This window comes from Streptomyces subrutilus (assembly GCF_008704535.1).
GTDB classification, from domain to species: domain Bacteria; phylum Actinomycetota; class Actinomycetes; order Streptomycetales; family Streptomycetaceae; genus Streptomyces; species Streptomyces subrutilus.
Window position 1 is genome coordinate 6,601,345 of record NZ_CP023701.1, and the last position, 23,348, is coordinate 6,624,692.

Here is a 23,348-nt window from a genome sequence, read left to right on the forward strand (position 1 = left end):
GACATGAGTGATACGGGTGCTGCACCCTCGGTAATGCTCCACCAGGGTCACTCACGGTGCGCCGCACTGCAACCGAACGCGATCGAAAGCGATGTGCATGGATACCCAAAGTGACCGTTTGTGCAGGTGGGGGAGGTAGATTGCGAAAACGGGGGGTGAGACGACCCGCGCACACGCACGAAGGAGCACGGCGCATGAGCACCACCGGTACCACCGGTACGACCATCGATGTCGACCGCAGTGACGCGGACTACCGGGTCTGGCTGAAGGAGGCCGTCCGCAAGGTCCAGGCGGACGCCAACCGCTCCGCCGACACCCACTTGCTGCGCTTCCCGCTCCCCGAGGAATGGGGCATCGACCTCTACCTCAAGGACGAGTCGACGCACCCCACGGGCTCCCTCAAGCACCGTCTCGCCCGCTCGCTGTTCCTGTACGCCCTCTGCAACGGCTGGATCCGGCCGGGCCGCCCGGTCATCGAGGCGTCGTCCGGTTCCACCGCGGTGTCCGAGGCGTACTTCGCCAAGCTGATCGGCGTCCCCTTCATCGCCGTCATGCCGCGCACCACCAGCCCGGAGAAGTGCCGGCTCATCGAGTTCCACGGCGGCACCTGCCACTTCGCGGACGACCCGATGAAGATGTACGAGGAGTCCGCCGAGCTCGCCGACCGCACCGGCGGCCACTACATGGACCAGTTCACCTACGCCGAGCGGGCCACGGACTGGCGCGGCAACAACAACATCGCGGAGTCGATCTACCAGCAGCTGCGCCTGGAGCGGTACCCCGAGCCCGCCTGGATCGTGGCGACCGCGGGCACCGGCGGCACCTCGGCCACCATCGCCCGCTACGTGCACTACATGCAGCACGACACCCGGATCTGCGTCCCCGACCCGGAGAACTCCTGCTTCTTCGACGGCTGGACGAACCACGACCCGCACGCGACCAGCGACTGCGGCTCGCGCATCGAGGGCATCGGCCGCCCGCGCATGGAGCCGAGCTTCGTGCCCGGCGCCATCGACCGGATGATGAAGGTGCCCGACGCGGCGAGCGTCGCGGCCTGCCGGGCGCTGGAGCGGGCCATAGGGCGCAAGGCGGGCGGTTCGACGGGCACCGGCGTCTGGAGCGCGCTGAAGATCGTCTCGGAGATGGTGGCTGCGGGCCGTACCGGCAGCGTCGTCACCCTGTTGTGCGACCCGGGCGACCGCTACCTCGACAAGTACTACTCCGACGACTGGCTGGCGGCGCAGGGCCTGGACATCGCCCCGTACGCGCAGACCCTCGACACCCTCCTCACGACCGGCACGTGGCGCGAACCGGGCGCCTGACGGGCGGACGGGCCGCTCCGGGGCGCGCCGAGCAGGGGCGAAATGCCCCTGGCCGGGAGGAAGTCGGCTGGCTAGGCTGAGCCGGCCGACCGTGATCGGCGGAAGCCCGGGGGAGACATGGCGGCGATCGACGAGGTGCGTCCGGCGGGGCCGGCGGCCTGTCCGCGGTGCGGGACGGCGGACCGGGTGGAGGGCGTACCCGCGGCCTACCTCGCCGCGAAGGCCCGGTACCGGGAGGAAGTCGGAACCGGCGAGGACCAGAAGGTCACGATCAGCGAGGAGAACTCCGCCCTGGCCCTCGCCCTGGCCCCGGCGCCCCCCGAGCCCTCGGACGACAGCACGGGGTGCACGGCGATCGCGCTGATCCTGGTGGGCGTGGGCACCTTCATCTGGGGTGCGGTCGCCGGCAAGTGGTTCGACCGCGACGGCGCCCGCAGGCTCGTCCCCGAGGGCGACGGCGCCGGCCGGGTCGTCGTCGAACCGGCCTACGAGGTGCTCGGGTGGGTCTCCGGAGGCGCCTTCGTCCTGGGCGTGCTGGTGCTCTTCGTGACGGCCCGCCTCGCCGCCCGCCGGCGCCGGCGCATGAGCGCCGGCCGGGACGCCGCGGACCGGGTCTGGTCCGCGGCGTGGTACTGCGCCCGCTGCGGCTCGGTCCACTTCGCCGCCGACCGGCCGGTGTCCCTCCACGCGTTCCGTACGCAGGTGTGGACGGCCGGTGGGTACGGCGACGAGGTCGCGCGGCACCCGGTGCCCTGAGCGGCGGCCGGTCAGCGCTCCGTCGCGCGCCGTTCGGCGAGCCGGGCGTCCAGGGCGCGCACCGCGGAGCGGAAGGAACGGCCGAGCCCGGGGCGGGCCGCGGTGAGGGCCAGCCGGAACGGAGCAGGGCCGTCCGCGGCGAAGGTCCAGCGGATGCGGGTGCCCGCGCCCGCGGGGGCCAGCTGCCACTCCTCCAACAGGGCCGTCATGCCCGGCGCGTTGGTCTCGTCCACCCGGTAGGCATAGCGCAGACCGGGCTCGGCCGCCACCACCGTCTCCTGGAAGCGCACCCCGCCGACCAGCCGCACCTCCCGGCCCGCGCCGCCCCCCGTCGGCCGGGCCAGGGTCACCGCACCGAACCAGCTCGGCCAGGCCTCCACCTCCTCCGCGAGCGCCCGGTAGACGACCGCGGGCGCCGCGGCGGCCCCGGCGGTGAAGACGAGCCGTACCGGGGCGTCCCGGACGAAGTCCGGTGCGACCGGGCGGAGTCGGCGGGCCATGGCGGTACCTCCTGGGCGGAGCGGGCACGGGCGGGCGGAACGGGCGGCGGGCGCGAGTGCGGCACACCCTAACCGGCGGCGCGTCGGATGTCCCCGCCGGTGCGGGTGCTGGGCGGGGTCCGGCGCGGGGTCCGGCGCGGGGGAGTGCGCGGAGCGGCGCGCGCGGGAGGCGCGCCGTGGCGGACGGCCGCCGGCCCGCGCAAGTCCCCCGGACAGCTCCTAGGCGCCCCCCGTACCGAGCGGGATGCTGGAGCCGCACCGATCACGTCCGCGAGCGGAGGCCATCGTGCCGCAGACCCCCAAGCCCCCTCCCGGCCCGCAACCCCCACCCCCACCACCGCCCCCGTCGCCCCCGCAGGACGTGCCCTGCCTCGACCTGGAGCTGCTGGTCCACGGCGTGGCCGGCGCCCCGCCCTCCGAACTGCTCGGCGACCCGCGCACCGTACGGATCAGCGGGGACTCCACCGCCGCCGTCTTCCGCCGCACCGAGGACGCGGACGCGGAGGCCCACCCCGAGCGCTACGCCGGCCGGCCCGTCCCCGAGGCCTACTGCTGGTCCCGGCTCACCTCCGGCAACGGCGCCCGCGCCCTGTGGCTGCTGCTCCTGCCCTTCATGGTGGCCAACCTCGCCCACTGGGCCCGCCCCGCCACCCGCGTCGCCGATCCGGCCGCCGACCCCGTCGCCGAGACGGCGCCGCGCGCGGTGCGCACCTACGGGGTCCTCGTCCGTGTCCTCGCGCTCTCCCTGACGGTGCTGCTGATCGCGGCCGCCTGCGAGGTCGCCCTCGACCTGGTCGCCTGGCAGTGCGCCGGCTCCGGTGCCTGCACCGCCTCCCGCTCCTGGCTGCGGTTCCTCGCCCCCGACGGCGGCTGGTGGGGCCAGCCCGGACGCCGCCTCGCGCTCTGCGCCCTCGTGCCGGCCGGGCTGACCGGACTGCTCTGGTTCCTGTCGAACCGCACCTGGAGCGCCTACGAGTCCCAGCCGCCGCCCGCCGGCACCGCCGATCCCGACACCGCCCCGGGCACCGGTCCCGCGCTCGGCCGCCGCGGCTTCTGGTACGGCCGGCGGCTGGTGGCCCGCCTGCGCGCCGCCCACACCGCCGCCGGGCTGCTCACCGTCGCCGTGGCCGTCGCCCTGCCCACCGCCGCGTACGACCGCCGCGACCGGCACCGCGTGCTCGAACCGCTCGGGTGGGCGGTGCAGACGCTGCTGGCCGTCGCGGCGCTCGTCGTCGCCTGGGTCGTCTGCCGGCGCGGCCGTACCGAGGCCCGGCCCGACCACCGGCTGGACCGGGCCGCCGTCACCCTGCTGCCCGGAGCCGCGCTCGCCCTGCTCGCCGCGACCCTCCTGTACGCCTGCTGGTCACGGCCCGGATGGACCTCCGCCGGGCGGCTCCCCGGCGACGTCACCTTCGGCGTGCTCATGTTCGGCCAGGGCCTGTGCGTCCTCGCCCTCGCCGCCGTGGCCGCGCACCTCTACCGACGGGCCCCCGACCCCGCCGCCGCCCTGTACGGCCTCGGCGGCCCCGCCGTCGCCATGCTCGGCTGCGCGCTCGGCGGGGTCATGTCGGGCGGGGTCGCCGAACGCGTCGCCGACTGGCTCGACGGGAACGCCACGCCCGGCATGGCCGGGACCGTGCTGCCCGGCCCGCCCGTGCTGCTGTCCTGGCAGGCGTCCGTCCTGCCCCCGCTGCTGCTCGTCCTGGCCGCGCTCGCCGCCTGGTTCGCGGTGCGCGGGGCGCGGGAGCGCGACCGGGTCGCGCGGGACGTCGCCGCCGAGTACCCCGGGGAGACCCCCGACCGCTCCCGCAGCCGGCAGATCGCGGGCGCCCGGGCCGCCGCCTCGCTCACCGACTCCGCGCCCTGGTTCGTGGGCGCCGTGTCCGGGATAACGCTGCTGTTCGGCGCCGGAGCCCTGAGCGGGGCCTGGCTGACCGGACAGGTCCCCGGAGAGGCGGCGCGCGGGACGTGCCCGCTGGTGGAGGGCGCGGCCCGGGCGGCTCAGGATTCCGGGTCCTGGCTCATCGGCTTCGGCTGCGTCCTCTTCGCGACGTGGGGCCGGCGCGCCTACCGGGACCCCGCCGCCCGGCGGACCATAGGGATCCTGTGGGACGTCGGCACCTTCTGGCCGCGGGCCGCGCACCCCTTCGCGCCGCCCTGCTACGCCGAGCGAGCCGTCCCCGACCTGACCTGGCGGATGACCGGCTGGACCCGCCGCACCGGCGGCCGCCTGGTCATCTCCGGCCACTCCCAGGGCAGCGTGCTGGCCGCGGCGGCCGTCTGGCAGCTGCCGGCCGAGGCCCGCCGCCGGGTCGCCCTGCTCACCTACGGCTCCCCGCTCGCCCGCCTCTACGGCCGCTGGTTCCCCGCCTACTTCGGCCCCGGCCCGCTCACCGCCCTGCACCGCGACGTCGACTGCTGGCGCAACCTCTGGCGGGCCACCGACCCCATCGGCGGCCCGGTCCTGGCCGCGACCGGCGAGGACGTCGACCGAGGGCCGCTCCCGGACCCGGTCGCCTACGGCCGCAGCGAACGCCACCCGCTGCCCGCGCCGATCCTCGGCCACTCCGACTACCAGGCCGACCCGGCGTTCGCCGTCGAACGGGCCGCCCTGCTCGCCCGGCTGGGCCCCGGCGCGCACGGCACCCGGCCCGACCGGACCGCGCCGACCGCACGGACCGCTCCCGCCGACGTACCGGGCCAGCGGCTCAGCACGGAGCCGGCTGCGCCGGAACCCCCGGCAGCACCGGCAGGTCCGCCGGGAACAGGAGGGTGAGTTCGTCCGTACTCGGCTCCGACAACTGCGCCACCCGCCCCGCGTGCCGCTCGACCATCGACTCGAAGGTCTGGCGCGCGGTGCGGCCGTTGCCGAAGGCCGGGCCCTTGGGCAGCTCCGTGAAATAGCCGAGCAGCGCGTCGGCCGTGCCCTCACCGAGCCGGTACTCGTGCTCCTCCGCCTGCTGCTCCACGATCCGCAGCAGTTCACCGGGCCCGTAGTCCCCGAAGGTGATGGTCCGCGAGAAGCGCGAGGCCACGCCCGGGTTGACGGTCAGGAACCGGTCCATCTCCGCCGTGTACCCCGCGACGATCACCACCACGGCGTCGCGGTGGTCCTCCATCAGCTTCACCAGGGTGTCGATCGCCTCGCGTCCGAAGTCCCGGCCCGAGTCCTCCGGCGCCAGCGCGTACGCCTCGTCGATGAACAGCACCCCGCCGCGCGCCCGGTCGAAGGCCTCCTGGGTGCGGATCGCGGTGGAGCCGATGTGCTCGCCGACCAGGTCCACCCGGGAGACCTCCACCAGGTGGCCGCGCTCCAGCACCCCGAGGGAGGCGAGGATCTCCCCGTACAGCCGGGCGACGGTCGTCTTGCCGGTGCCGGGGGAGCCGGTGAAGACGAGGTGCCGGCGGACCGAGGCCGCCTTCAGCCCCGCCTGCTGCCGCCGCCGCCCCACCTCGATCATGTCGGTGAGCGCGCGCACCTCGCGCTTGACGCTGTCCAGGCCGACCAGCGCGTCGAGCTGGCCCAGGACCTCGCCCGACCCGCGGGCCTCGGCCGCAGGGCCCGCACCCTCCCCGGACGCGGGCCTCGGCACCCGCCCGTCGGCGCCCTGGACGTCCTGCACGGACCCCGGGGCGCCGCCGGCCCCGCCCGCGGGCCCGGTCGTACGGATGCCCGGCGCCGGGCCCGCGGACGCGCCGCCCGCCGCCGACTGGGCCGCCAGCCGCGGGCCCGGCTCGTCGCTGGTGCAGTCCTCGACGCTGGGCCCGTCCTCGGAGAACTCGTAACCGCCGCGGGCGCTGCGCTCGGTGTGGCAGCCCTTCAGGGTGGTGCGGCAGCCGTCGATGACATGGAAGCCGAAGCCGGAACTGCCCGTCACCCGGCAGGCCGTGAAGGTGCCGCGCCCGCCCGCCGACACGTAGAAGCCGGCCTCGGCGGGGGAGGTGACCGTGCACCGCTCCAGGGAGGGATCGGCGCCCTTGGTGACGATCACCCCCGTCTGCACGGCGTCGATGGTGCAGTTGGCGAGGGTGCCGCCGCTGCCGTGGTCGCGGAACCAGGCCCCGGTGGCGGCCTCGCGGATGCGGCAGTCGTCGAGCTGGGCGGTGGCCCCGTCGCTCACCGAGACGGCCGTGTTGCGCACCTGCGACAGGTCGCTGTCGACCACGTCGGCGCGCGACCCCCGGTCCAGCACGAACAGGGCGTCGGGCACGTCGTGCACCCGGCAGGAGTCGAGCGAGACCACCGCCCCGTCACTGATCCACACCGCCGGATAGTCGCCCGTGCTGTCGTGGATCTCGCAGGACTCCGCGTCGACCCGCGTCCCCGGGTCCCACACCGACAGGCCGTTGCGGCCGAACCGGCGCACCGTGGTGCGGCTGAGCGTGAGCACCGCACGGGACCGCAGGTCCACCGCGTTCTCCGGGATGTCGTGGATGTCGCAGCCGGCGAGGGTGAGCACGGCGTCCGTGTCCAGCGTGACCCCGTCGGCCGAGGTCCGGTGCACGGAGCAGTCCGTGAGCCGGGCCGTCGCCCGCGCGGCGATCTGCACCCCGGCGCCCTTGATCTCGTACACCTCGCAGCCGAGCGCCTCCAGGCCCGACCCCTCGCCGGTGACCCCGATGCCCGCGCCGGTGGCGTGGTGGATGCGGCAGCGCTCCAGCCGGGGCCGCCCGCCGCCGCGCACCGAGACGCCGGTCTGCCCCGCGGCCACGACCTCGCACTCCTCGAAGACCCCGCCGCCGCCGTCCAGGACGGCGATGCCGACCCCGGTCGGGTTCTCCACCGTGCAGCGGCGCACCAGCGGCCGGGCCCCGCTGCCGCGCACCTCGATGCCCGCCGCGGAACGGGTGCTCACGCGCAGGTCCGTCAGCTCGGGGGCGCCGTCCTCGATCAACAGGGCCGGAGCCGCCCGGTCCTGGCCCTCCAGGTGCAGGTCCTGGACCACCGCCGAGGCGCGCACCGTCAGGGCCACCCCGTCGAGCGGGGCGATGCGGACCGAACCGAGCCCGCCCTCCGGCCCGCGCAGGGTCACGGCGTGCTGCAGCACCAGGTTCTCCCGGTAGGTGCCGGGCGCGATGGACAGCACGTCCCCGTCACCCGCGACGGCCAGCGCCGCGGTCAGCGTCGGATACTCACCGGAGCGGCGCCGCCACCGCGAGGCGCCGCCGTGCGTCACCTGGACCGTGCCCTGAGCCATGGTGCTGTCGTGCCCCCACCCTCGTACTCGCGCTGCCGATGCGGCCGGAGCCGCCGAAATCGTTGAACTGGCCGAACGTGCGGCGCCCGCCGGCGCCGGTCAGCGCGCGCGGAACGCCCCGCCGGAGCGGAGCGGCCGAGGCGACCGGTCCGGCCGCTCCACCGTAGCGCGCGCGGGGCCCGCGAGGTGCCAGGTCAACTGCCCGCTCCCGCCCGGCCCCAATCCGGCCCCGCGGCCGCCCACGCACGGTCCAGACGGATGTACCGCCGATGCATGAGCCTGCGTACGACCATCCGCCGGACGGTCTCCACCAGCGCGGCGGCGCCGATCGCGACCGCCAGGCCCGCCACCCCGGCGTGGAAGGCGGCGGCGGTCGGGTCGAGCGGTCGGCCCACCAGCCGCCCGTGCGCGTCGGTCCATATCCGGAACCGGTCGCCCGGGTGCGGCGGCTCCTCCGCGGCCGGCACCGTGCCCTCGTGGCTGCTGCCGTCGGGCGCGGTCCACGACGCCACCACCTGCGTCCGCTGCGGGGCCGAGGACCGCTCCGACGGATCGGCCGACGGCTCCCCGCCCGGCTCCCGGGCGGGACTGACCACCACCGCGGGGACCAGGTGCCGCTCCTGCCGCTGCGCCACCGCGGCCCGCTGAAGGGTTCCGTCCACCCGCACGCCGGCGGCCCAGCCGAGGGCCGGAGCCACCAGCAGGACGCACAGCAGCGCCGCGAACGCCACCCACGCCTCGAAGAGGTCGGTCGGACGGCGCAGCGGATTGCGCCGCCAACGCCACACACCCGTTGCCGTCCACACGGTCCGGCACCCCCTTGCCTCCGTCTGCCTGCGCGTCCAAGCCTCCCGCATGCCCCCGGGACGCGCATGCCGGGACGCGCGAGACCTGTGTCTCACCCGCTCCGGCGCCGATGCGGTCCGGCGCTCGTGCCGTGACGGGTGCCACCTGTCCCGACTGATCCAACGGCAGGGCCGTGCGCGTTGGTTCCAGCTCGGGCCCGGAGCCGCTCGAAGGTGTCATTCCGAAGCACGGTCACCCCATGCCCCGGCCGCCCCGCGCCCCGTCACTCCAGCACGCGGACCGCGTCGCCGACCCGCACGGTGCCCGGCCGGACCGGCACCAGCTGCCGTCCGAAGGCGAGGGACCTGCCGATCCGCCGGTGCGCGGCCAGCGTCTTCAGGGGCTCCTTGCCGCGCTCCGCCGTCCGCTGGTCGGTGGTGGTCACCACGCACCGGCCGCACTCGCGCACGCCGCGGAAGACCGCGTCGCCGATCGCGAGGCGCCGCCAGCCGTCCTCGGCCCAGGCCGCGGCCCCGGCCACGACCAGGTTCGGGCGGAATCGGTCCATCGGCAGCGGCCCCTCCGCCGCGTGGTCGCCGCCCGCGATCAGGGCGTTGAGGGCCTCCAGCGAGCCGGTGGTGGTCAGCAGCACCGGATAGGCGTCCGCCAGGCTCACCGTCTCGCCCGGCAGGGCGTACTCGGGGTCCACCGGGCGCCGGACGGCCGGATCGTCCAGGTGCACGAGGCGCGCGGGCACGCCGAGGTACGCGGCGAACCAGGCCGCCGCCTCCCCCGCCGCGGCCACGGTCTCGACCTTCTTCCCGAACAGGAGGACCGGCTCCGGTGCGCTCCCCCCGGGCACGTCCACCACCAGCCGGGGCATGCCCGGCGCCGACACCTCGATGCCGCCCCCGGCCAGCGGCCGGGCCGCGGCCAGGGCCAGCCGCGGCTGCTGGCGCTGGGTGACGACCGCGCCCCCGGCGTCGACCACCGCCCACCGCCGGTCCCCGGACAGGCCCCAGGGCTCCACGGTCGCCTCGTCGGGTGCCGTCCCGGTCAGGGACTTGACGGGATGGACATGGAGCGACCGGACGTACATGCGCGACATGGGGGTATGGTGCCAGCCGCCGCCTCCCCGCCCCAGCGGGTTTTCGGTGCCCCTGTCAGTAGCCCCGGCCCTGCGGGTACGGGCGGCCGTACGGGTCCTCGTACACCGAGGTGGGCACCTGGGCCGGGCCCGCCATCGGGCGCGGCGCGGCCGGACGCATGGCCTCGTAGCCGGTGGCCGCGGCGACCGGGCGGGGCTGCTGCGGCTGGGGCTGCGGGACGTACCCGCCGCGGGCGGCCATCGGCTGCTGCTGCGGGATGTACGGGGCGGGGGCGTGCTGCAGCGGCATGGGCTGCTGCGCGGCCTGCTGCTGGTAGGGGTAGCCGTAGGCCGGGGCGCTCTGCTGCTGCGGTGCGGCGGCGGGCAGGGCGGGCAGGGCCGAGGCGAGGGCCGGCAGGTACCCGCCGCCCGTATAGCCGGTGTTCGGGGTGTCGTACGCGGCCGGGACGCGGATCGGGGCGATCTGAGGGGTGCCGCGTTCGGCGACGAGGGAGTCGTAGATGGGGGTGTCCGTGAAGGAGGGCGCGGAGTAGTAACCGCCGCCATAAGTGGAGCGGGGGGAGGTCATGGGACCTAAGTTAAGCCCACGACTTCACCGGGTCCATAGCGAGGTGGTCCGAACACCGCTCTGACCTGCATATTCGCAGGTCAGGGCCGCGGCTTTCAGTTCGCGGCCACGTGCACGATTCACGCCTTCCGTCCCGGCTTGGCCGAAGTCGTACCCACCGGTTGCGCCGTGCACCCATTTCGCGCTGACGGAGCGTCACAAGGCGGTGACCTCGGATGATGTTGCTGCGGGCGGCAGTTCGCCGTTTCAGGCGTCGTCGGGACGGGCATAGGTGCGGCCCTTCCAGGCGGCCCCGCGGCCCCGGTAGTGACGGACGGCCGAGTCCACCGTCATCAGCAGGTACAGCAGCGCGGTGAAGGGGAGCAGCGGGGCGAGCGCGGCCGGCTGGCGGTAGTGGCGCAGCATCGGCAGATAGGTGCCCGCCATGAGCAGCCACGCCAGGCCGCCGGCCCAGGCGAGGGCCGGGCGCCCGGCCGTCAGGCCCGCGAGGAGGGCGATCGGCGGCACCAGGTACACCAGGACCAGCCCGGCGACCGTCCCGGCCAACAGGAGCGGCTGGTGGCGCAGTTGGGCGTACGCGCTGCGCGAGACCATCCGCCAGAGGTCGGCGAGGGCGGGGTACGGGCGGACGCTGTCCACCCGCTCCGCGAGCCCCAGCCAGATGCGACCGCCGGAGCGCCGCACGGCGCGGGCGAGCGAGACGTCGTCGATGACGGCCTGCCGGATGGAGTCGGGAACGCCGGCCGCCACGGCCGCCGCCGTGCGCAACAGGACGCACCCGCCGGCCGCGGCCGCGGTGCGCGAGCCGGGGCGGTTGACGCGGCGGAAGGGGTACAGCTGTGCGAAGAAGTACACGAAGGCCGGCACGACGAGCCGTTCCCACGGACTGGCGACGCGCAGCCGGGCCATCTGGGAGACGAGGTCGAGGTCGGCGGAGGTCGCGGCGGCGACCAGCTCGCGCAGGCTGTCCGGTGCGTGTGCGATGTCCGCGTCGGTGAGGAGCAGGTACTCGGGACCGGTCGCCGCTCCGTGGCGGGGACGGGGGCCCACCTCGGTTCCGGTCCCGGCCCCGGTCGCTGTCCCTGCCTCGGTCCCGGTCGTGGCCTCCGTCCCGGCCTCGGCGATCGTCCCGGCCGGCCGCGCGGCGGGCGCCGGGGCGCGGCCGTGCGCGCGGGCGTGGGCGATCCCGTGGCGCAGGGCCCAGAGCTTGCCGGTCCAGCCGGGCGCCGGGTCGCCGGGGGAGAGCACGGTGAGGGGGAGGCCCGGGTGCGCGTCGGCGAGGCGGCGGGCCAGGTCGGCGGTGCCGTCCGTGCTGCCGTCGTCGACGAGCACGATCTCGGCCGGGCCGGGATAGTCCTGCGCGAGGAGGGACGGGAGGCTGCGGGGCAGCACCCCGGCCTCGTCCCGCGCCGGGACCACGATCGCGACGGACGGCCAGCGGGCGGGGTCGGAGCGCGGGGGGAGGCGGACGTCGGTGCGCCAGAACATGCCCTGGGCGAAGGTGAGCCAGACCCAGGCGGCGAGGGAGGCGTAGGCCGCGCAGGCGGCGAGGAGGAGGCCCATCCGGGCAGTGTGCCGCTCCGTCCGGCCTCCCGCCCCGCACCACGCGGACTCCACCGCCCCCGGACCCCCGCGGCGCGCTCGGAGGAGGCCGCAGGGGCCACTTGGGCCACGCACGCCCCAGGCGTCCCGGGCCGCCCGAAGCGGTGGTGCCGGGGTCCGCGGGGCGGCCGCGGGGCCCGGGTGGCGGCAGGCCCGGGGAGGTCCGGCAGGCCCGGCGGTGGGCGCGGTGCGCCGGGCCGGCCGTGGCCGGACGGGCCCGGTCGGGGACGTGGCGGGGACGCGGCGGGTGGGCCGCGGGGCGGGGGTGTCGATTAAGGTGGCCCGGTGAAGATCGCGCTCATGGACTCCGGAATCGGCCTCCTCGCGGCGGCCGCGGCGGTACGCCGGCTGCGGCCGGACGCGGATCTCGTGCTGTCCTCCGACCCCGACGGGATGCCCTGGGGCCCGCGCACCCCGGAGAGCCTCACCGGGCGGGCCCTCGACGTCGCCCGGGCCGCCGCCGGGCACCGACCCGACGCGCTCATCGTGGCCTGCAACACCGCCTCCGTGCACGCCCTTCCGGCGCTCCGCGCGGCGCTGGAGCCCGCCATCCCGGTCATCGGCACCGTCCCGGCGATCAAGCCGGCCGCCGCCCTCGGCGGCGGACGCGTCGCGATCTGGGCCACCCCCGCCACCACCGGCAGTCCCTACCAGCGCGGGCTCATCAGCGAGTTCGCGGCCGGTGCCCGGGTCACCGAGGTGCCCTGCCCGGGGCTGGCCGACGCGGTCGAGGCCGCAGACGCCGCCGCCGTGACGGCCGCCGTCGCCGCGGCCGCCGCGCTCACCCCGGCCGACACCACCGACGTGGTGCTCGGCTGCACCCACTACGAGCTCGTCGAAACCGCGATCCGCACCGCGCTCGCCGCGCGGACCGGCGGTGACGGCTTCGTCTTCCACGGCTCCGCCGAGGCCGTCGCCGGACAGGCGCTGCGCCGCATCGGCGTCCGGCCCGAACCCGCCCTGCCCGCCACCGGATCCCTGACCGTGCTGCACAGCGGGCGCCCCGGAGCCCTGCCCGGAGCCGCCCTCGGGTACGCCGAAGGACGGCTGCTCGCGGGCGGGAGCCCGGCCGCCGACCCGGCCGCGGCAGCGCTCCTCCGTTAGGGAGTGTCGTCGAAGCCGTGTCGTCCGCCCGCTGGCCGGACAGGACTTCGACGACGCGCCCCAGGCCGCGTCCGCCCGGCAGCGCCTCGCGGGGGTGACCGGGGCGTCTCCGTCCGGCCCCGTACCAGGGCGTCTCGGCCCGGCGGGGCCCGGCGCCGACGCCGCGGGCCTCCCGACGCCGCTGTGCGGAGGCCCTCCCCGGGCCGCCCCCGGCCTCGGCTGACCCGGTCGTCCCGGGCCCGAGGGGGTCCTGGCGCGCCGGTCCTCCGCCCGGCCCGGGGTCTCAGCGCGCCGCAGCCCCCGCCGCCGCGAGCTGCCGGGCCAGCGTGCGCAGCCCGTCGGAGCGCAGTACCCGGCCGCCGAAGCCGGGCAGCGGGACGTGCAGCGGGTCCGTCCAGTGCTCCGGGATCGCCGCGGCCCCGTACCGGGCCCGTGGCGCCGCGGGCGAGGCCGCTCGTGTGCGTGTCCCCGCACCTGCGGCGGGGTTCCGGTCCTCACCCCGTCCCGCGGAGACCCGGCGCGCCGGCTCGGCCGCGGAGACCTCCTCCAGGTGCGTGAGGAAGATCCACAGGTGCCCCGACGGATCGCGCAGGATGGCGGTGCGGTCCCCGTGGAACCGGTCCGCGGGCTCCTCCAGCAGCTCCGCGCCCGCCGCCACGGCCCTCTTCGTCAGCGCGTCCACGTCCGGTACGAAGACGTGCAGCGCGACCGAGGTCCCGCCCAGCGCCGTCGGTGAGGTGAACGGGCCCTCCGAGGTGTCGCCCAGCATGAGCACCGCCGCCCCGATCCTGATCTCGGCGTGCATCACCCCGCCCCGCGGGTGGTCGATCCGGAACTCCTGGACGGCGCCGAAGGCCCGCTCGTAGAAGTCGATCGCCGCCGGTGCGTCGGCCACCATGACGTGCGGCACCACGGCGGTGCGGTAGCGCTCCGGCACGCCGCTCCCCGCTCGGCCGGCCATCGATGCGGTCTGTGCTGTCCGGGGTGTCTCGTGCGTGGTCATGCAGACGACCGCAGAACCTTGAGTTTGCTTGAGGTCAAGGCGGGGCAGGCGCGCCGTGCGCCGAGTGGGCGAGAGGCGGTGGCGCCGGTGCGGAACGTGAGTACGCTGCTCATCATGACGGGTCACCCTCCGGGACCGCTCTGGGCGGGCCGGGCATCCAACCGGGCGCAGTGGCTGCTCGCGGCGGCCGGCGCGGCCTGCGTGGCCCTCGGCGTCCACCTCGCCGTCGGCAACGCCTGGACCTCCGGCATCCTGCCCCTGCTCATGTCCGTGGTCGGCTGCCTGGCCGCCGGCTTCCTCATCCTCTACGGCACCCTCGCCTTCGTCCACGTGGCGGTCACGGTCGACGCGGAGTCGCTGGAGGTCCGCTGCGGCCACATGGGGCTGCCGCGCCGCAAGATCCGCCTCGCGGAGGTGAGCTCCGCCGAGTTCCTTCCCCGTATCACCCCGCAGCAGTGGGGCGGCTGGGGCTACCGGTGGCGGCCCGATAAGGGCACCGCGGTCATCGTCCGGCGCGGCGAGGGGCTGGAGCTGCGGCTCGGCGACGGAAAGCTGTTCACGGTCACCGTGGACGACGCGGAGAACGCCGTCCGGGTCATCCGTGCCCATCTCCGCTCACTCGCCCGCTGACACCCCTGGGTCGTCACCGGTCTTCAGGGCGGAGGGACGTACACTCCGCCAGATGAGCAGCAGTGTCACCCGCGCGGCCGGAAGCGAGCCCGCGCACTCCACGGGCCTGACCGTGACGATCTCCGGAACCCAAGCCTCCGCGTCCCCCGGGAAGGGCACGCGGGCGCAGTTCTGGGTGCGCGCCCTGCTCGCCGTGCTCGCCGGCGTGCTGCTCTACCTCAGCTTCGCGCCCCGCTCCCTGTGGTGGCTGGCGCCCCCGGCGCTCGCCCTGCTCGGCGGGTGCCTGCACGGTCGGCGGGCGCGGGCCGGCTTCGCCCTCGGCCTCCTCGCCGGGCTCGGCTACCTCCTGCCGCTCCTCGTCTGGACCGGCGAGGAGGTGGGCCCGGTGCCCTGGCTGGCGCTGGCCACCCTCGAAGCCGTCTTCATCGGCGTCACCGGCCTCGGGATCGCGCTGGTCAGCCGGCTCCCCGGCTGGCCGTTCTTCGCGGCGGCCGTGTGGGTCGCGGGCGAGGCGCTGCGGGCCCGGGCCCCCTTCGGCGGTTTCCCCTGGGGCAAGCTCGCCTTCGGCCAGGCCGACGGGTTCTTCACCCCGCTGGTGGCGCTCGGCGGGACCCCGCTGCTCTCCTTCGCGGTCGCCCTGTGCGGATTCGGGCTCTACGAGGCCCTGCGCGTGGTCCGCGGCCACCCGCTGCGGTCCGCCGCCGTCCTCGCGGCCCTCGCCGTCACGGCCCCGGTCTGTGCCGGCCTCGCCGCCCGCCCGCTCGTCTCCGACGCGGCCGAGGACGGCAGCGTCACCGCCGCCCTCATCCAGGGCAACGTCCCGCGGCTCGGCCTCGACTTCAACTCCCAGCGCCGCCAGGTCCTGGACAACCACGCCCTGCGGACCGAGCGGCTCGCCGAGGACGTGAAGGCGGGCCGGGTGCCCAAGCCCGACTTCGTCGTCTGGCCCGAGAACTCCTCCGACCTGGACCCGTACGCCCAGCCCGACGCCTACGCCGTGATCGACAAGGCCGTCAAGGCGATCGGCGTGCCCGTGGCCATCGGCGCCGTCGTGGCGCCGGAGACCGGCCCGCTGCGCAACACGATGATCCTCTGGGACCCGGTCAAGGGCCCCACCACGACCTACGACAAGCGCAAGATCCAGCCCTTCGGCGAGCGCATCCCGATGCGGTCCGTGGTCCGGCTCTTCAGCTCCGACGTGGACCGCGTCCGCCGCGACTTCGGCCCAGGCAAGGACCCCGGCGTCTTCGACATGGCCGGCAGCGGGGTCGGCATGGTCACCTGCTTCGAGGCGGCCTTCGACGACGCCGTCCGCTCCACGGTCCGGGCCGGCGCCCAGGTGATCGCCGTGCCCAGCAACAACGCCACGTTCGGCCGGAGCCAGATGACCTACCAGCAGCTGGCCATGGACCGCATCCGCGCCGTCGAGCACAGCAGGACCGTCCTCGTCCCCGTCACCAGCGGGGTCAGCGCGGTCATCCGCCCCGACGGGTCCGTCGTCGCGCAGACGAAGATGTTCACCCCCGACGCCCTGGTCGCAACGATCCCGCTGAGGTCCGGCAGCACCCCGGCGACCGCCCTCGGACCTCTGCCCGAGTACGCGTTGCTGCTGCTGGCCGCCTGCGGCCTCGGCTGGGCCGCGCTGCGCCGCACGCGCGCCCGCCGGGTGCTCTGAGGCGCGAGGACCGCCGGAGCTCGTAGGGTCGGGGGATGACCACACCCGATTTCATCCGAACCCTCCGCGCCACCGCGGGCCACCAGCTGCTCCTGCTGCCCGGGGTCACGGCGATCGTCGTCGACGACGACGGCCGGGTCCTGCTCGGCCGCCGCAGCGACACCGGCCGGTGGTCGGTGGTCGGCGGGATCGCCGAACCGGGTGAACAGCCCGCCGAGACCGCCGTGCGCGAGGTGTACGAGGAGACGGCGGTGACCTGCGTACCGGAGCGGGTGGTCCTGGTGCAGATGCTCGCTCCGATCACCTACCCGAACGGTGACGTCTGCCAGTTCCAGGACATCACCTTCCGCTGCCGGTCCACGGGCGGTGAGGCACGGGCCAACGACGACGAGTCGTTGGAGGTCGCCTGGTTCGAGGCGGACGCGCTGCCGCCGCTGGAGCCGTTCGCCCTGGACCGCATCCACCGGGCCCTGCGGGACGAGCCCACGTGGTTCGCGCCCGCTGCGGTGGTGGACGGGGTGCCCGCCGAGGTCTGAGCGGCCCGCCGCGGTGCGGGCGCGGGGGCCTTCTGCGTACGGGCCGCCGACGCGCGGGCGTCAGCCGTCCTGGGCGGCCTCGCGGTACAGGGCCATCGCCTGGTCGCCCGGCACCGCGCTGTACGAGACCTCCGGGACCGTCCCGCCGCCCTCGTAGCCGCCGAGCACCCCGGCCAGGGCGCCGTCCACCAGCCAGGGGCTGCCGCTGGTGCCGCCCGTGAGGTCCGGGCACTCGATCCGGCGCTGGGTCTCGGACAGCAGCCCGGTGGTGTTGGCGCAGCGCACCGGGGCCTCCTCGGCGCGCGGGTAGCCGACGATCGTCACCGTGGGGTGCTCGGGCTGGTCGGCGGCGACCGGGAAGCCGCCCACGAGGTCCTCCAGCGGGGTCCCGGCCGCGCCGTCCGCCGGGGCCACGGTCGCGAAGGCGATGTCCTGGTCCGGGTCCTGGCCGTCGGTCCAGCCCGGCGCGACGTAGACCCCGGTCAGCCGCCACAGGCCGTACGGGGCCCGTCCGTCGCGGTAGCCCGGGGCGAAGACGGTGGTGTCCGGGTCCTCCAGGCAGTGCGCGGCGGTGGCGATCACATCGCGGTCGTCGCTGCGGACCACGGCGGCGGTGCAGAAGTGCCCGCCGTCGAGGGTGCCGGCGAAGAGCGCGCCGACCCGGTCGGCGGTGGCGTCCGGCGCGGCCCGGGAGGTGACGCCGAGCACGGCCCCGGGGGATTCGGGGAGGTCGATGCCGAGCAGCGCGGCCATCGCGGCCAGCGCGAGCACCGTACGGACAGCCCGGCGGACGCGGGCGGGGGCCCGGCAGGCGGCGCGAGGCTGGGGGAGCGTGCGCTGGATCATGTCTCGACCCTGCCCGGCGAACCTATGTCCGGAGCACGAAGCTCCGTATGAATCTGCTGTGAATCGCGTGCGCCGTGTGTGAAACCCGGGCGATGCCGGTCGAGACGGGGCAGCCCGGGCGGGACGCCGCCCGCACGGCGGGCTACCGCGCCCCGCGCCGCTCGTAGACGGTCACCCGGCGGCCCCGGACCTGCCGGTCCTCCACCGCGGTGAAGCGCTCCCGCAGGACCTCGGCCTTCGCCTCGTCCCGCGCCGACGACGGGGGCTTCGCCACCTCCGCCGCGTCCGTCACCAGCAGGACCCGCCGCTGCGCCAGCAGCGCGGCACGGATGCGGTCCGGCTCCGCCTCCTCCCCCTTGAGGGTGGCCGACGCCGCCGGGCCGCGCTCCAGCGCCACGTCGGCCAGGCCCGCGAACGCGCCGGGGGAGACCAGCGCCGTGTCCCGCCGCGCGGCCGGGACGAAGAGCACCGCGTCGCCCGCCCGCTTGAGCCGGGACACCTCCGCGGCCGCCGACAGGACGTCGTCCACCCGGCTCGCCGGAGCCCGCTTGGCCAGCTCCAGCGGCAGCAGGGCCAGCACCGCGACCCCGATCACGCCCGGCACGAGCAGTTCCGCCGCGCGCGGGAACCGGGGTGCGCAGGCCCGTACGGCAGCGCCCAGGGCCGCGCCGAGCAGCAGCGCCAGCCCGACCATGCCGAACAGCACGTACCGGTCCAGGAACAGCGGCTGGACCAGCGACACTCCGATCAGGGAGAGCTGCGGCACGGCCAGCAGCGGCAGTCCCACCGCAGCCGCCGACAGCGGGCGGCGGTACGTCACCGCGCGTGCGCCGACGGATGGGCGGGCGGGGCCGGTTCGGTCGGGGCCCCACCGGTGGCCGACGGCCGCGGCGAGCCCGCCCGCCGCCAGCAGGAGGCCCGGCCCGACCAGCATGGCCCAGGTCAGCGGCGGTATCCACGAGACCTGGTCGGACTGGCCCCGGCTGAACAGCACCAGCGGCAGCGCCCCCGCCACCGCCGCCGCGCCGGCCGCCCCCCAGCGCAGCCACGTCCGCCGCCCGGCCCGCACCCACCAGAGCGTCACCGCGTGGGCGGGCAGCACCAGCAGGGACAGCCAGTTGAGCAGGGCGCACACCAGCACCGTCAGCCCGTACGCCGCCCAGCGGGTCCGCGGCCGCGGACCCGCGCGCCCGTCCCCGGAGCAGGGGCCGAGCAGGGAGACCAGCAGCAGCGTCGACAGGGCGGCGCCGGCCATGACGAGCGCGTACGGACGGCCCTCCTGGAGGTGGAACTGCACGGCCGGCAGCAGCCCGAGCGACAGCCCGGCGCCGAGCCCCGCCCAGGAGCCCGCGAGCCGGCGGCCGGTCAGCGCCGCGCAGGCCGCGGCGGCCGCCACCCCCAGCACGGACGGGAGCCGCAGCGTGGCCGTACTCGCCCCGAAGACCTCGAAGAGGCCGTGCATGACGAGGTAGTACAACCCGTGCACGGCGTCGACGTTTCCGAGCATGGCCCAGATCTCGCCCGCCGACCGCCCGGCCACCTGCCAGGTCGCCGCCTCGTCGCGCCAGACGCTGTCCTGCCGGGAGAGCCCCCACAGTCCGAGCGCCAGGGTCCACAGGACCGGCAGCAGCCACACGAGGGGGCGCCGCCGGCCGTCGGCTATGTGCGAAGTCATGAAGGGCTGCGGATCCTCGGTGCCGGGCGCGGGCGGAAGGCACCAGTCTATGGACGACACGGCGGGGTCGCGGACCGGGTGTTGTGCACCGCGGAGCGAGAGCGTGCGGCCCGCCCGCGCCTAGCCTCGCCGCAGGAGCACGAACGAGGGGCGGTACCCGGTGAACTGGCTCATCCACGACTACCGCGAGAGCGATCTCGCCGCGGTGGTCCACCTGATCGACACCACGGCCGAACTCGGGCAGGAGTCCGTCTTCTCCCTCGCCGAGTGCATCAGCGCCCTCACCGGCCGGCAGCCCTGCGTGGTCGCCGTCCACCAGGGCGTGCCGATCGGAGCGGCCCTGGCGTGCGTCACCGGCGAGCGGGCCTGGGTGATGCGCCTCGCGATCGCGGCGGGCTGGCGCGGCCGGGGCCTGGCCAGCGCCCTCCTCGTCGAACTGGAGCGGCGCCTGATCGCCGCCCGGGTCGGCCGGATCGCGTACGTCCTGCCGGAGGAGGACCTCCTCGGCGAGGGACTGCTCAACGCCGGGTACACCCGGCAGCCCGCCGTCGCCTACTTCGAGAAGACCGAGCCGCTGCACGGGCCCGCCGCCGGCCTGCTCGACGACCTCGGCGGCCGGTTCCTCCCGAACGACCTGTGGACCGGGGTCGCCGGGATGGAGCGGGAGAAGGACCTGATCGAGCGGCGCGTGGTGCTGCCGCTCGCCGAGCCGGAGCGGGCCGCCGCGCACGGGGTGCGGCCGCCGCGCGCCATCACCCTGTTCGGCCCGCCCGGCACCGGCAAGACCACCTTCGCGCGGGCCATCGCCTCGCGCCTGGGCTGGCCCTTCGTCGAACTGCTGCCCTCCCGGCTCGCCGACGAGGGCAACCTGGCGGCCGCGCTGCGCGACGCGTTCGCCCGGATCGCGGAGCTGGAACGGGTGCTGGTCTTCATCGACGAGGTCGAGGAGATCGCCCCCGTGCGCACGGAGCCCGCGCAGCCGGGCGGCATCCACGGGGTGACGAACGAACTGCTCAAGCTGATACCCGGCTTCCGAGAGGGCGACGAACGGCTGCTGGTCTGCGCCACCAACTCCATCCGCTCCCTGGACCCGGCCTTCCTGCGGCCCGGGCGCTTCGACTACCTGATCCCCATCGGCACCCCGGACGCCGGGGCCCGCGCCGCCATCTGGTCCCGCTACACGGCGGGGCGCGCCGGCGTGGACGTGGCGGCCCTGGTCGCGGCGACCGAGCTGTTCACCCCGGCCGACATCGAGCACGCCGCGCGGATCGCGGCGCAGGTGTCCTTCGAACGGGACCTGGAGGCGGTGGGTGCCCGGGGCACGGCGGCGGCGCAGCTCGGGGCGACGACGGAGGACTACCTGGCGGCGGTCCGGCAGTGCCGTCCGACGGTGACCCCGGCGATGACGGGGGAGTTCGAGGCGGACATCACGGCGCACGCCCGGTTCTGAGACCCGGGTGCGGGGCCCGGGGTCAGGGCCGGGGCGGCCGGAGGCGGGCGGCGAAGACGATGATGTCGTCCTCGTGCTCCGCCGCGAACGTCTCCACCAGCTCCGTGCACAGCGCTTCGGGCTCCGCAGGGCCCGCCCCGGCGGTGGCGGCGAGCAGTTCGAGACGGTCGTAGAGGCTGCTGTTCCGGGTCTCGACGAGCCCGTCGGTCACCATCAGCAGCCGGCTGCCCGGCGCGACCGGGTGGCCGACGGCGGGCGGGTGGGGCAGTCCGATGCCCAGCATCGGGCCGTGTTCGCGCAGGTAGCGGGGCGGACAGCCGGGGGACAGCAGCAGCGGCGGCAGGTGCCCGGCGTTCGCTACGTGCACGCGGGCGTTGCCCGGTTCGATCAGCACGATGCACACGCTGGTCGTCCAGCCCGGCTGGTGCAGTCCCAGCAGGTGGTCGAGGTGTTCCAGCAGGACGTGCGGGGGGTGGCCCTGGGCCGCGTACGCGCGCAGGGCGTGGCGCAGCTGGCCCATGACCACGGCCGCCTGGATCGAGTGCCCGACGACGTCCCCGACGGCCAGGAGCAGGCCGTGGGGGGTGTCGACGGCCTCGTAGAAGTCGCCGCCGATCTCGGCCGTGGCGGCGGCGGGCAGGTAGCGCACGGCGAGTTCGACCCCGGGGCTCTCCGGCAGGGAGGCGGGCAGGAAGGTGCGCTGGAGGGTCAGCGCGAGCTCGTGCTCCTGGCTGAAGCGCTCCACGACGTCCTTGTGCTCCACCGTCAGCTCCGCGTACAGGGCCATGACGCCGGCATTGGTCTCGGTGAGTTCCTCGTTGAGCCGCTCCAGTTCGTCGCGCTGGGCGTGCGCCTCCTCCAGCGCGGCGATCAGGTCCCGGGTCTGGGCCCGCAGGTCGTCGATCGCGCTCGCGGGGGCGTCCGCCTCCAGGACGGCCCGCACCTGTTCCACCTCGACGTCCCCGGCGGCGAGGGCGGGCACGAGGCAGGTGATGTCGATGCGGCCGCCGCGCGCGTCGGCCGCGGCCCCCGCGGACCGGACGCCGGCCGGCTCGTAGCGGGTCTGCGGCAGGAGCCGGGTGACGGCGGTCAACGACTCGTCGCCGGGGCTCCGGTCGTCGAGCCACCGCAGGCAGGCCTTGAGCGCGGCCGGCTCCCGCAGGATGTCGAACGTGACCGTCAGCGGAGCGGGCCGCAGCAGGTCGCGGCCCAGCTCGCTCAGCGCCGTCGCGAGGCGGACCTGGTCGCGCCCGTCCAGACCGACGGCCCGGGCGATGGTCTTGGCACGGCGGCGCAGGGCGAAGACGTCCTGCTCCGTCCGGACCGTGGTGACCAGGACCGGGGCGTCACGGCGGGCGCGCGGGGCGGGGACGTTCACCAGGCTCCCTTGGCGACCACCACGCTGGCATCGTCCCGCCGGGTCCCCGCGTGCCGCAACAGGCCGGTGGCGATCACGGCCGGAGGGTGGTGCAGCAGGGCGGCCAGATCGCCGGGAGTCCAGCGCTCGCTCAGCCCGTCGGAGTGCATCACCAGTGCCCCGTGGGCGGGCACGTGGTGCTCGTACGTGCGCAGCTGGCGCATCTGGTGCCCGACGATCCCGGGGTGGGAGAGCAGGTTGGCACGGGACTCGGCGGTGACCACGGCCGCGGTGATGTTCCCGATGCCGCAGAACAGCACCCGGCCGTCCGGCTCCAGGCGGGCGACGGCGATCGCGGCGCCCCGCGTGCCGCGCAGCGACCGGTGCACCTCCTCGACCACCCGCTCCGGCGTGCGTGCGCTCCCCGAGCGGAAGGCCTGCACGGCCGCCTGCGCGGCCATCGCCGCCATCGGGCCGTGTCCGAGCCCGTCGCACGACATCACCAGCACGCCCTGCCCCGGGCCCGCGGTGGCCCCGCGCACCAGCTCGGAGCGCCCCCGGCCGGCCGGCCGCGGCGAGCGCTCGGGCCCCGGCGCCACCGGCCGAGACCCCCCGTACCGGTTTCCGGCAGCGGTCAGCGCCGCCCAGTCGGGCGCGCCGCCGGCGCTGCCGACACGGCCCGGGCGCTCGTCCGCGGCCCCCTCCGGCTGCTCGCCGGTGTCGGCGCGCGCGGCCCAGGCGTCACCGCAGACCTCCTCGCCCCCTATCGGACGGGTGATGCCTCCCACCACCGCCTCCCCGGAGACGGAGGGGGGCGGCGGGTGCGGCCAGAACCGGGCGAGCTGTACGGTCCCGAGGCCGGCCACGGAGTGGACGTCGAACCGGTCCGCCAGTCGCTGTACCGCGCCCAGCCCGATGCCCAGGGTCCCGATGGTCGAGACCCCGTCGCGCAGGGCCGCCGGTACGTCGGCCATGCCCGGACCGCCGTCGACGACGATCACCTCGACCCCGGCCACGTCCCGGTTGCGCAGCACGCGCAGCAGCATGGAGCCGTCGGCCGCGTGCTTGGTGACGTTGGTCGCCAGTTCGGCCACGGCCAGTACGAGTTGGGCGGTGCGGTGCTCTCCCAGGCCGATGCGCCGGCCCAGGGCGGCGGCCGCGCCGCGGGCGGCGTCGGGCTGGTCGCGGAACCAGGCGGAGTCCTCGCAGTCCAGCAGCGGCGGCCCGCTCAC

Annotated in this window: 19 protein-coding genes; 8 read left to right on the forward strand and 11 right to left on the reverse strand. The window is 76.0% G+C overall.

The genetic code is table 11. The features are described from left to right. Positions 1-194 precede the first annotated feature (194 nt). Both cds1 and CP968_RS29390 read left to right on the forward strand, forming a co-directional pair. Positions 195-1,322: an L-cysteine desulfhydrase Cds1 gene (cds1, locus tag CP968_RS29385; RefSeq protein WP_150520866.1), complete on the forward strand. Its 1,128-nt coding sequence runs from the start codon at positions 195-197 to the stop codon at positions 1,320-1,322. A 117-nt stretch (positions 1,323-1,439) separates the two neighbouring features. After that, positions 1,440-2,078: a hypothetical protein gene (locus CP968_RS29390; RefSeq protein WP_150520867.1), complete on the forward strand. Its 639-nt coding sequence runs from the start codon at positions 1,440-1,442 to the stop codon at positions 2,076-2,078. 11 nt (positions 2,079-2,089) lie between these two features. On the opposite strand, the gene CP968_RS29395 is transcribed toward CP968_RS29390, so the two are convergent. Continuing rightward, entirely contained in the window at positions 2,090-2,578 is a 489-nt protein-coding gene (locus CP968_RS29395; RefSeq protein WP_150520868.1) for an SRPBCC family protein, read from the reverse strand. Positions 2,579-2,822: 244 nt separating this feature from the next. Between CP968_RS29395 and CP968_RS29400 the strand changes: the two genes are divergently transcribed. After that, on the forward strand, positions 2,823-5,354 hold the full coding sequence (locus CP968_RS29400) for a hypothetical protein (protein WP_373304133.1): 2,532 nt from the start codon (positions 2,823-2,825) through the stop codon (positions 5,352-5,354). On the opposite strand, the gene CP968_RS29405 is transcribed toward CP968_RS29400, so the two are convergent. The 5 genes from CP968_RS29405 to CP968_RS29425 form a co-directional block, all read right to left on the reverse strand. Continuing rightward, the gene (locus CP968_RS29405; protein WP_150520869.1) at positions 5,287-7,776 is read right to left on the reverse strand and encodes a right-handed parallel beta-helix repeat-containing protein; all 2,490 of its coding nucleotides are present in this window, start codon (positions 7,774-7,776) and stop codon (positions 5,287-5,289) included. The two genes, CP968_RS29400 and CP968_RS29405, sit on opposite strands and share 68 nt — an antisense overlap. A 194-nt stretch (positions 7,777-7,970) precedes the next feature. Further along, on the reverse strand, positions 7,971-8,582 hold the full coding sequence (locus tag CP968_RS29410) for an Rv1733c family protein (protein WP_150520870.1): 612 nt from the start codon (positions 8,580-8,582) through the stop codon (positions 7,971-7,973). Positions 8,583-8,845: 263 nt separating this feature from the next. After that, positions 8,846-9,670, reverse strand: coding sequence for an MOSC domain-containing protein (locus tag CP968_RS29415; protein ID WP_150520871.1), 825 nt, complete (start codon positions 9,668-9,670; stop codon positions 8,846-8,848). Between the two features lie 55 nt (positions 9,671-9,725). Next, positions 9,726-10,238 (reverse strand): DUF6643 family protein, encoded by a 513-nt coding sequence (locus CP968_RS29420; protein ID WP_150520872.1) that lies wholly within the window; start codon positions 10,236-10,238, stop codon positions 9,726-9,728. Positions 10,239-10,484: 246 nt separating this feature from the next. After that, the gene (locus CP968_RS29425) at positions 10,485-11,801 is read right to left on the reverse strand and encodes a glycosyltransferase (RefSeq protein WP_229886893.1); all 1,317 of its coding nucleotides are present in this window, start codon (positions 11,799-11,801) and stop codon (positions 10,485-10,487) included. A 324-nt stretch (positions 11,802-12,125) separates the two neighbouring features. On the opposite strand from CP968_RS29425, the gene CP968_RS29430 reads away from it, so the two are divergent. Then, positions 12,126-12,944: a glutamate racemase gene (locus tag CP968_RS29430; protein WP_167536868.1), complete on the forward strand. Its 819-nt coding sequence runs from the start codon at positions 12,126-12,128 to the stop codon at positions 12,942-12,944. Positions 12,945-13,227: 283 nt separating this feature from the next. Here CP968_RS29430 and CP968_RS35065 read toward each other — a convergent pair whose 3' ends face one another. Beyond that, positions 13,228-13,947, reverse strand: coding sequence for a VOC family protein (locus tag CP968_RS35065; protein ID WP_229886894.1), 720 nt, complete (start codon positions 13,945-13,947; stop codon positions 13,228-13,230). Between the two features lie 114 nt (positions 13,948-14,061). On the opposite strand from CP968_RS35065, the gene CP968_RS29440 reads away from it, so the two are divergent. From CP968_RS29440 to CP968_RS29450, 3 genes are read left to right on the forward strand one after another with little or no spacing between them, the layout of a single operon-like run. Then, entirely contained in the window at positions 14,062-14,577 is a 516-nt protein-coding gene (locus CP968_RS29440; protein WP_150520873.1) for a hypothetical protein, read from the forward strand. Positions 14,578-14,629: 52 nt separating this feature from the next. Then, complete coding sequence (gene lnt, locus CP968_RS29445; protein ID WP_150520874.1) at positions 14,630-16,252, forward strand: apolipoprotein N-acyltransferase; 1,623 nt, start codon at positions 14,630-14,632, stop codon at positions 16,250-16,252. Between the two features lie 35 nt (positions 16,253-16,287). Further along, positions 16,288-16,788, forward strand: coding sequence for an NUDIX hydrolase (locus CP968_RS29450; RefSeq protein ID WP_150520875.1), 501 nt, complete (start codon positions 16,288-16,290; stop codon positions 16,786-16,788). Between the two features lie 60 nt (positions 16,789-16,848). Here CP968_RS29450 and CP968_RS29455 read toward each other — a convergent pair whose 3' ends face one another. Further along, positions 16,849-17,634 carry a trypsin-like serine peptidase gene (locus tag CP968_RS29455; RefSeq protein WP_150520876.1) on the reverse strand — a complete coding sequence of 262 codons (786 nt, stop codon included), beginning with the start codon at positions 17,632-17,634 and terminating at the stop codon, positions 16,849-16,851. 142 nt (positions 17,635-17,776) lie between these two features. After that, on the reverse strand, positions 17,777-19,309 hold the full coding sequence (locus CP968_RS29460) for a glycosyltransferase family 39 protein (RefSeq protein WP_150520877.1): 1,533 nt from the start codon (positions 19,307-19,309) through the stop codon (positions 17,777-17,779). A gap of 160 nt (positions 19,310-19,469) precedes the next feature. Here CP968_RS29460 and CP968_RS29465 point away from each other — a divergent pair, with 160 nt between their 5' ends. Beyond that, on the forward strand, positions 19,470-20,759 hold the full coding sequence (locus CP968_RS29465; RefSeq protein ID WP_150520878.1) for an ATP-binding protein: 1,290 nt from the start codon (positions 19,470-19,472) through the stop codon (positions 20,757-20,759). 22 nt (positions 20,760-20,781) lie between these two features. On the opposite strand, the gene CP968_RS35070 is transcribed toward CP968_RS29465, so the two are convergent. Both CP968_RS35070 and CP968_RS29475 read right to left on the reverse strand, forming a co-directional pair. Beyond that, positions 20,782-22,137, reverse strand: a complete 1,356-nt coding sequence (locus CP968_RS35070) for a PP2C family protein-serine/threonine phosphatase (RefSeq protein ID WP_229886895.1) — start codon at positions 22,135-22,137, stop codon at positions 20,782-20,784. Further along, positions 22,134-23,348 carry an ATP-binding SpoIIE family protein phosphatase gene (locus CP968_RS29475; RefSeq protein ID WP_150520879.1) on the reverse strand — a complete coding sequence of 405 codons (1,215 nt, stop codon included), beginning with the start codon at positions 23,346-23,348 and terminating at the stop codon, positions 22,134-22,136. The genes CP968_RS35070 and CP968_RS29475 overlap by 4 nt, the downstream gene beginning before the upstream one ends.

Excerpts from the sequence above, each read along its gene's own strand:
- cds1 (WP_150520866.1), top strand. The coding sequence starts at position 195 with ATGAGCACCACCGGTACCACCGGTACGACCATCGATGTCGACCGCAGT.
- CP968_RS29390 (WP_150520867.1), top strand. The coding sequence starts at position 1,440 with ATGGCGGCGATCGACGAGGTGCGTCCGGCGGGGCCGGCGGCCTGTCCG.
- CP968_RS29395 (WP_150520868.1), bottom strand. The coding sequence starts at position 2,578 with ATGGCCCGCCGACTCCGCCCGGTCGCACCGGACTTCGTCCGGGACGCC.
- CP968_RS29400 (WP_373304133.1), top strand. The coding sequence starts at position 2,823 with ATGCTGGAGCCGCACCGATCACGTCCGCGAGCGGAGGCCATCGTGCCG.
- CP968_RS29405 (WP_150520869.1), bottom strand. The coding sequence starts at position 7,776 with ATGGCTCAGGGCACGGTCCAGGTGACGCACGGCGGCGCCTCGCGGTGG.
- CP968_RS29415 (WP_150520871.1), bottom strand. The coding sequence starts at position 9,670 with ATGTCGCGCATGTACGTCCGGTCGCTCCATGTCCATCCCGTCAAGTCC.
- CP968_RS29420 (WP_150520872.1), bottom strand. The coding sequence starts at position 10,238 with ATGACCTCCCCCCGCTCCACTTATGGCGGCGGTTACTACTCCGCGCCC.
- CP968_RS29425 (WP_229886893.1), bottom strand. The coding sequence starts at position 11,801 with ATGGGCCTCCTCCTCGCCGCCTGCGCGGCCTACGCCTCCCTCGCCGCC.
- CP968_RS35065 (WP_229886894.1), bottom strand. The coding sequence starts at position 13,947 with ATGACCACGCACGAGACACCCCGGACAGCACAGACCGCATCGATGGCC.
- CP968_RS29440 (WP_150520873.1), top strand. The coding sequence starts at position 14,062 with ATGACGGGTCACCCTCCGGGACCGCTCTGGGCGGGCCGGGCATCCAAC.
- lnt (WP_150520874.1), top strand. The coding sequence starts at position 14,630 with ATGAGCAGCAGTGTCACCCGCGCGGCCGGAAGCGAGCCCGCGCACTCC.
- CP968_RS29450 (WP_150520875.1), top strand. The coding sequence starts at position 16,288 with ATGACCACACCCGATTTCATCCGAACCCTCCGCGCCACCGCGGGCCAC.
- CP968_RS29455 (WP_150520876.1), bottom strand. The coding sequence starts at position 17,634 with ATGATCCAGCGCACGCTCCCCCAGCCTCGCGCCGCCTGCCGGGCCCCC.
- CP968_RS29460 (WP_150520877.1), bottom strand. The coding sequence starts at position 19,309 with ATGACTTCGCACATAGCCGACGGCCGGCGGCGCCCCCTCGTGTGGCTG.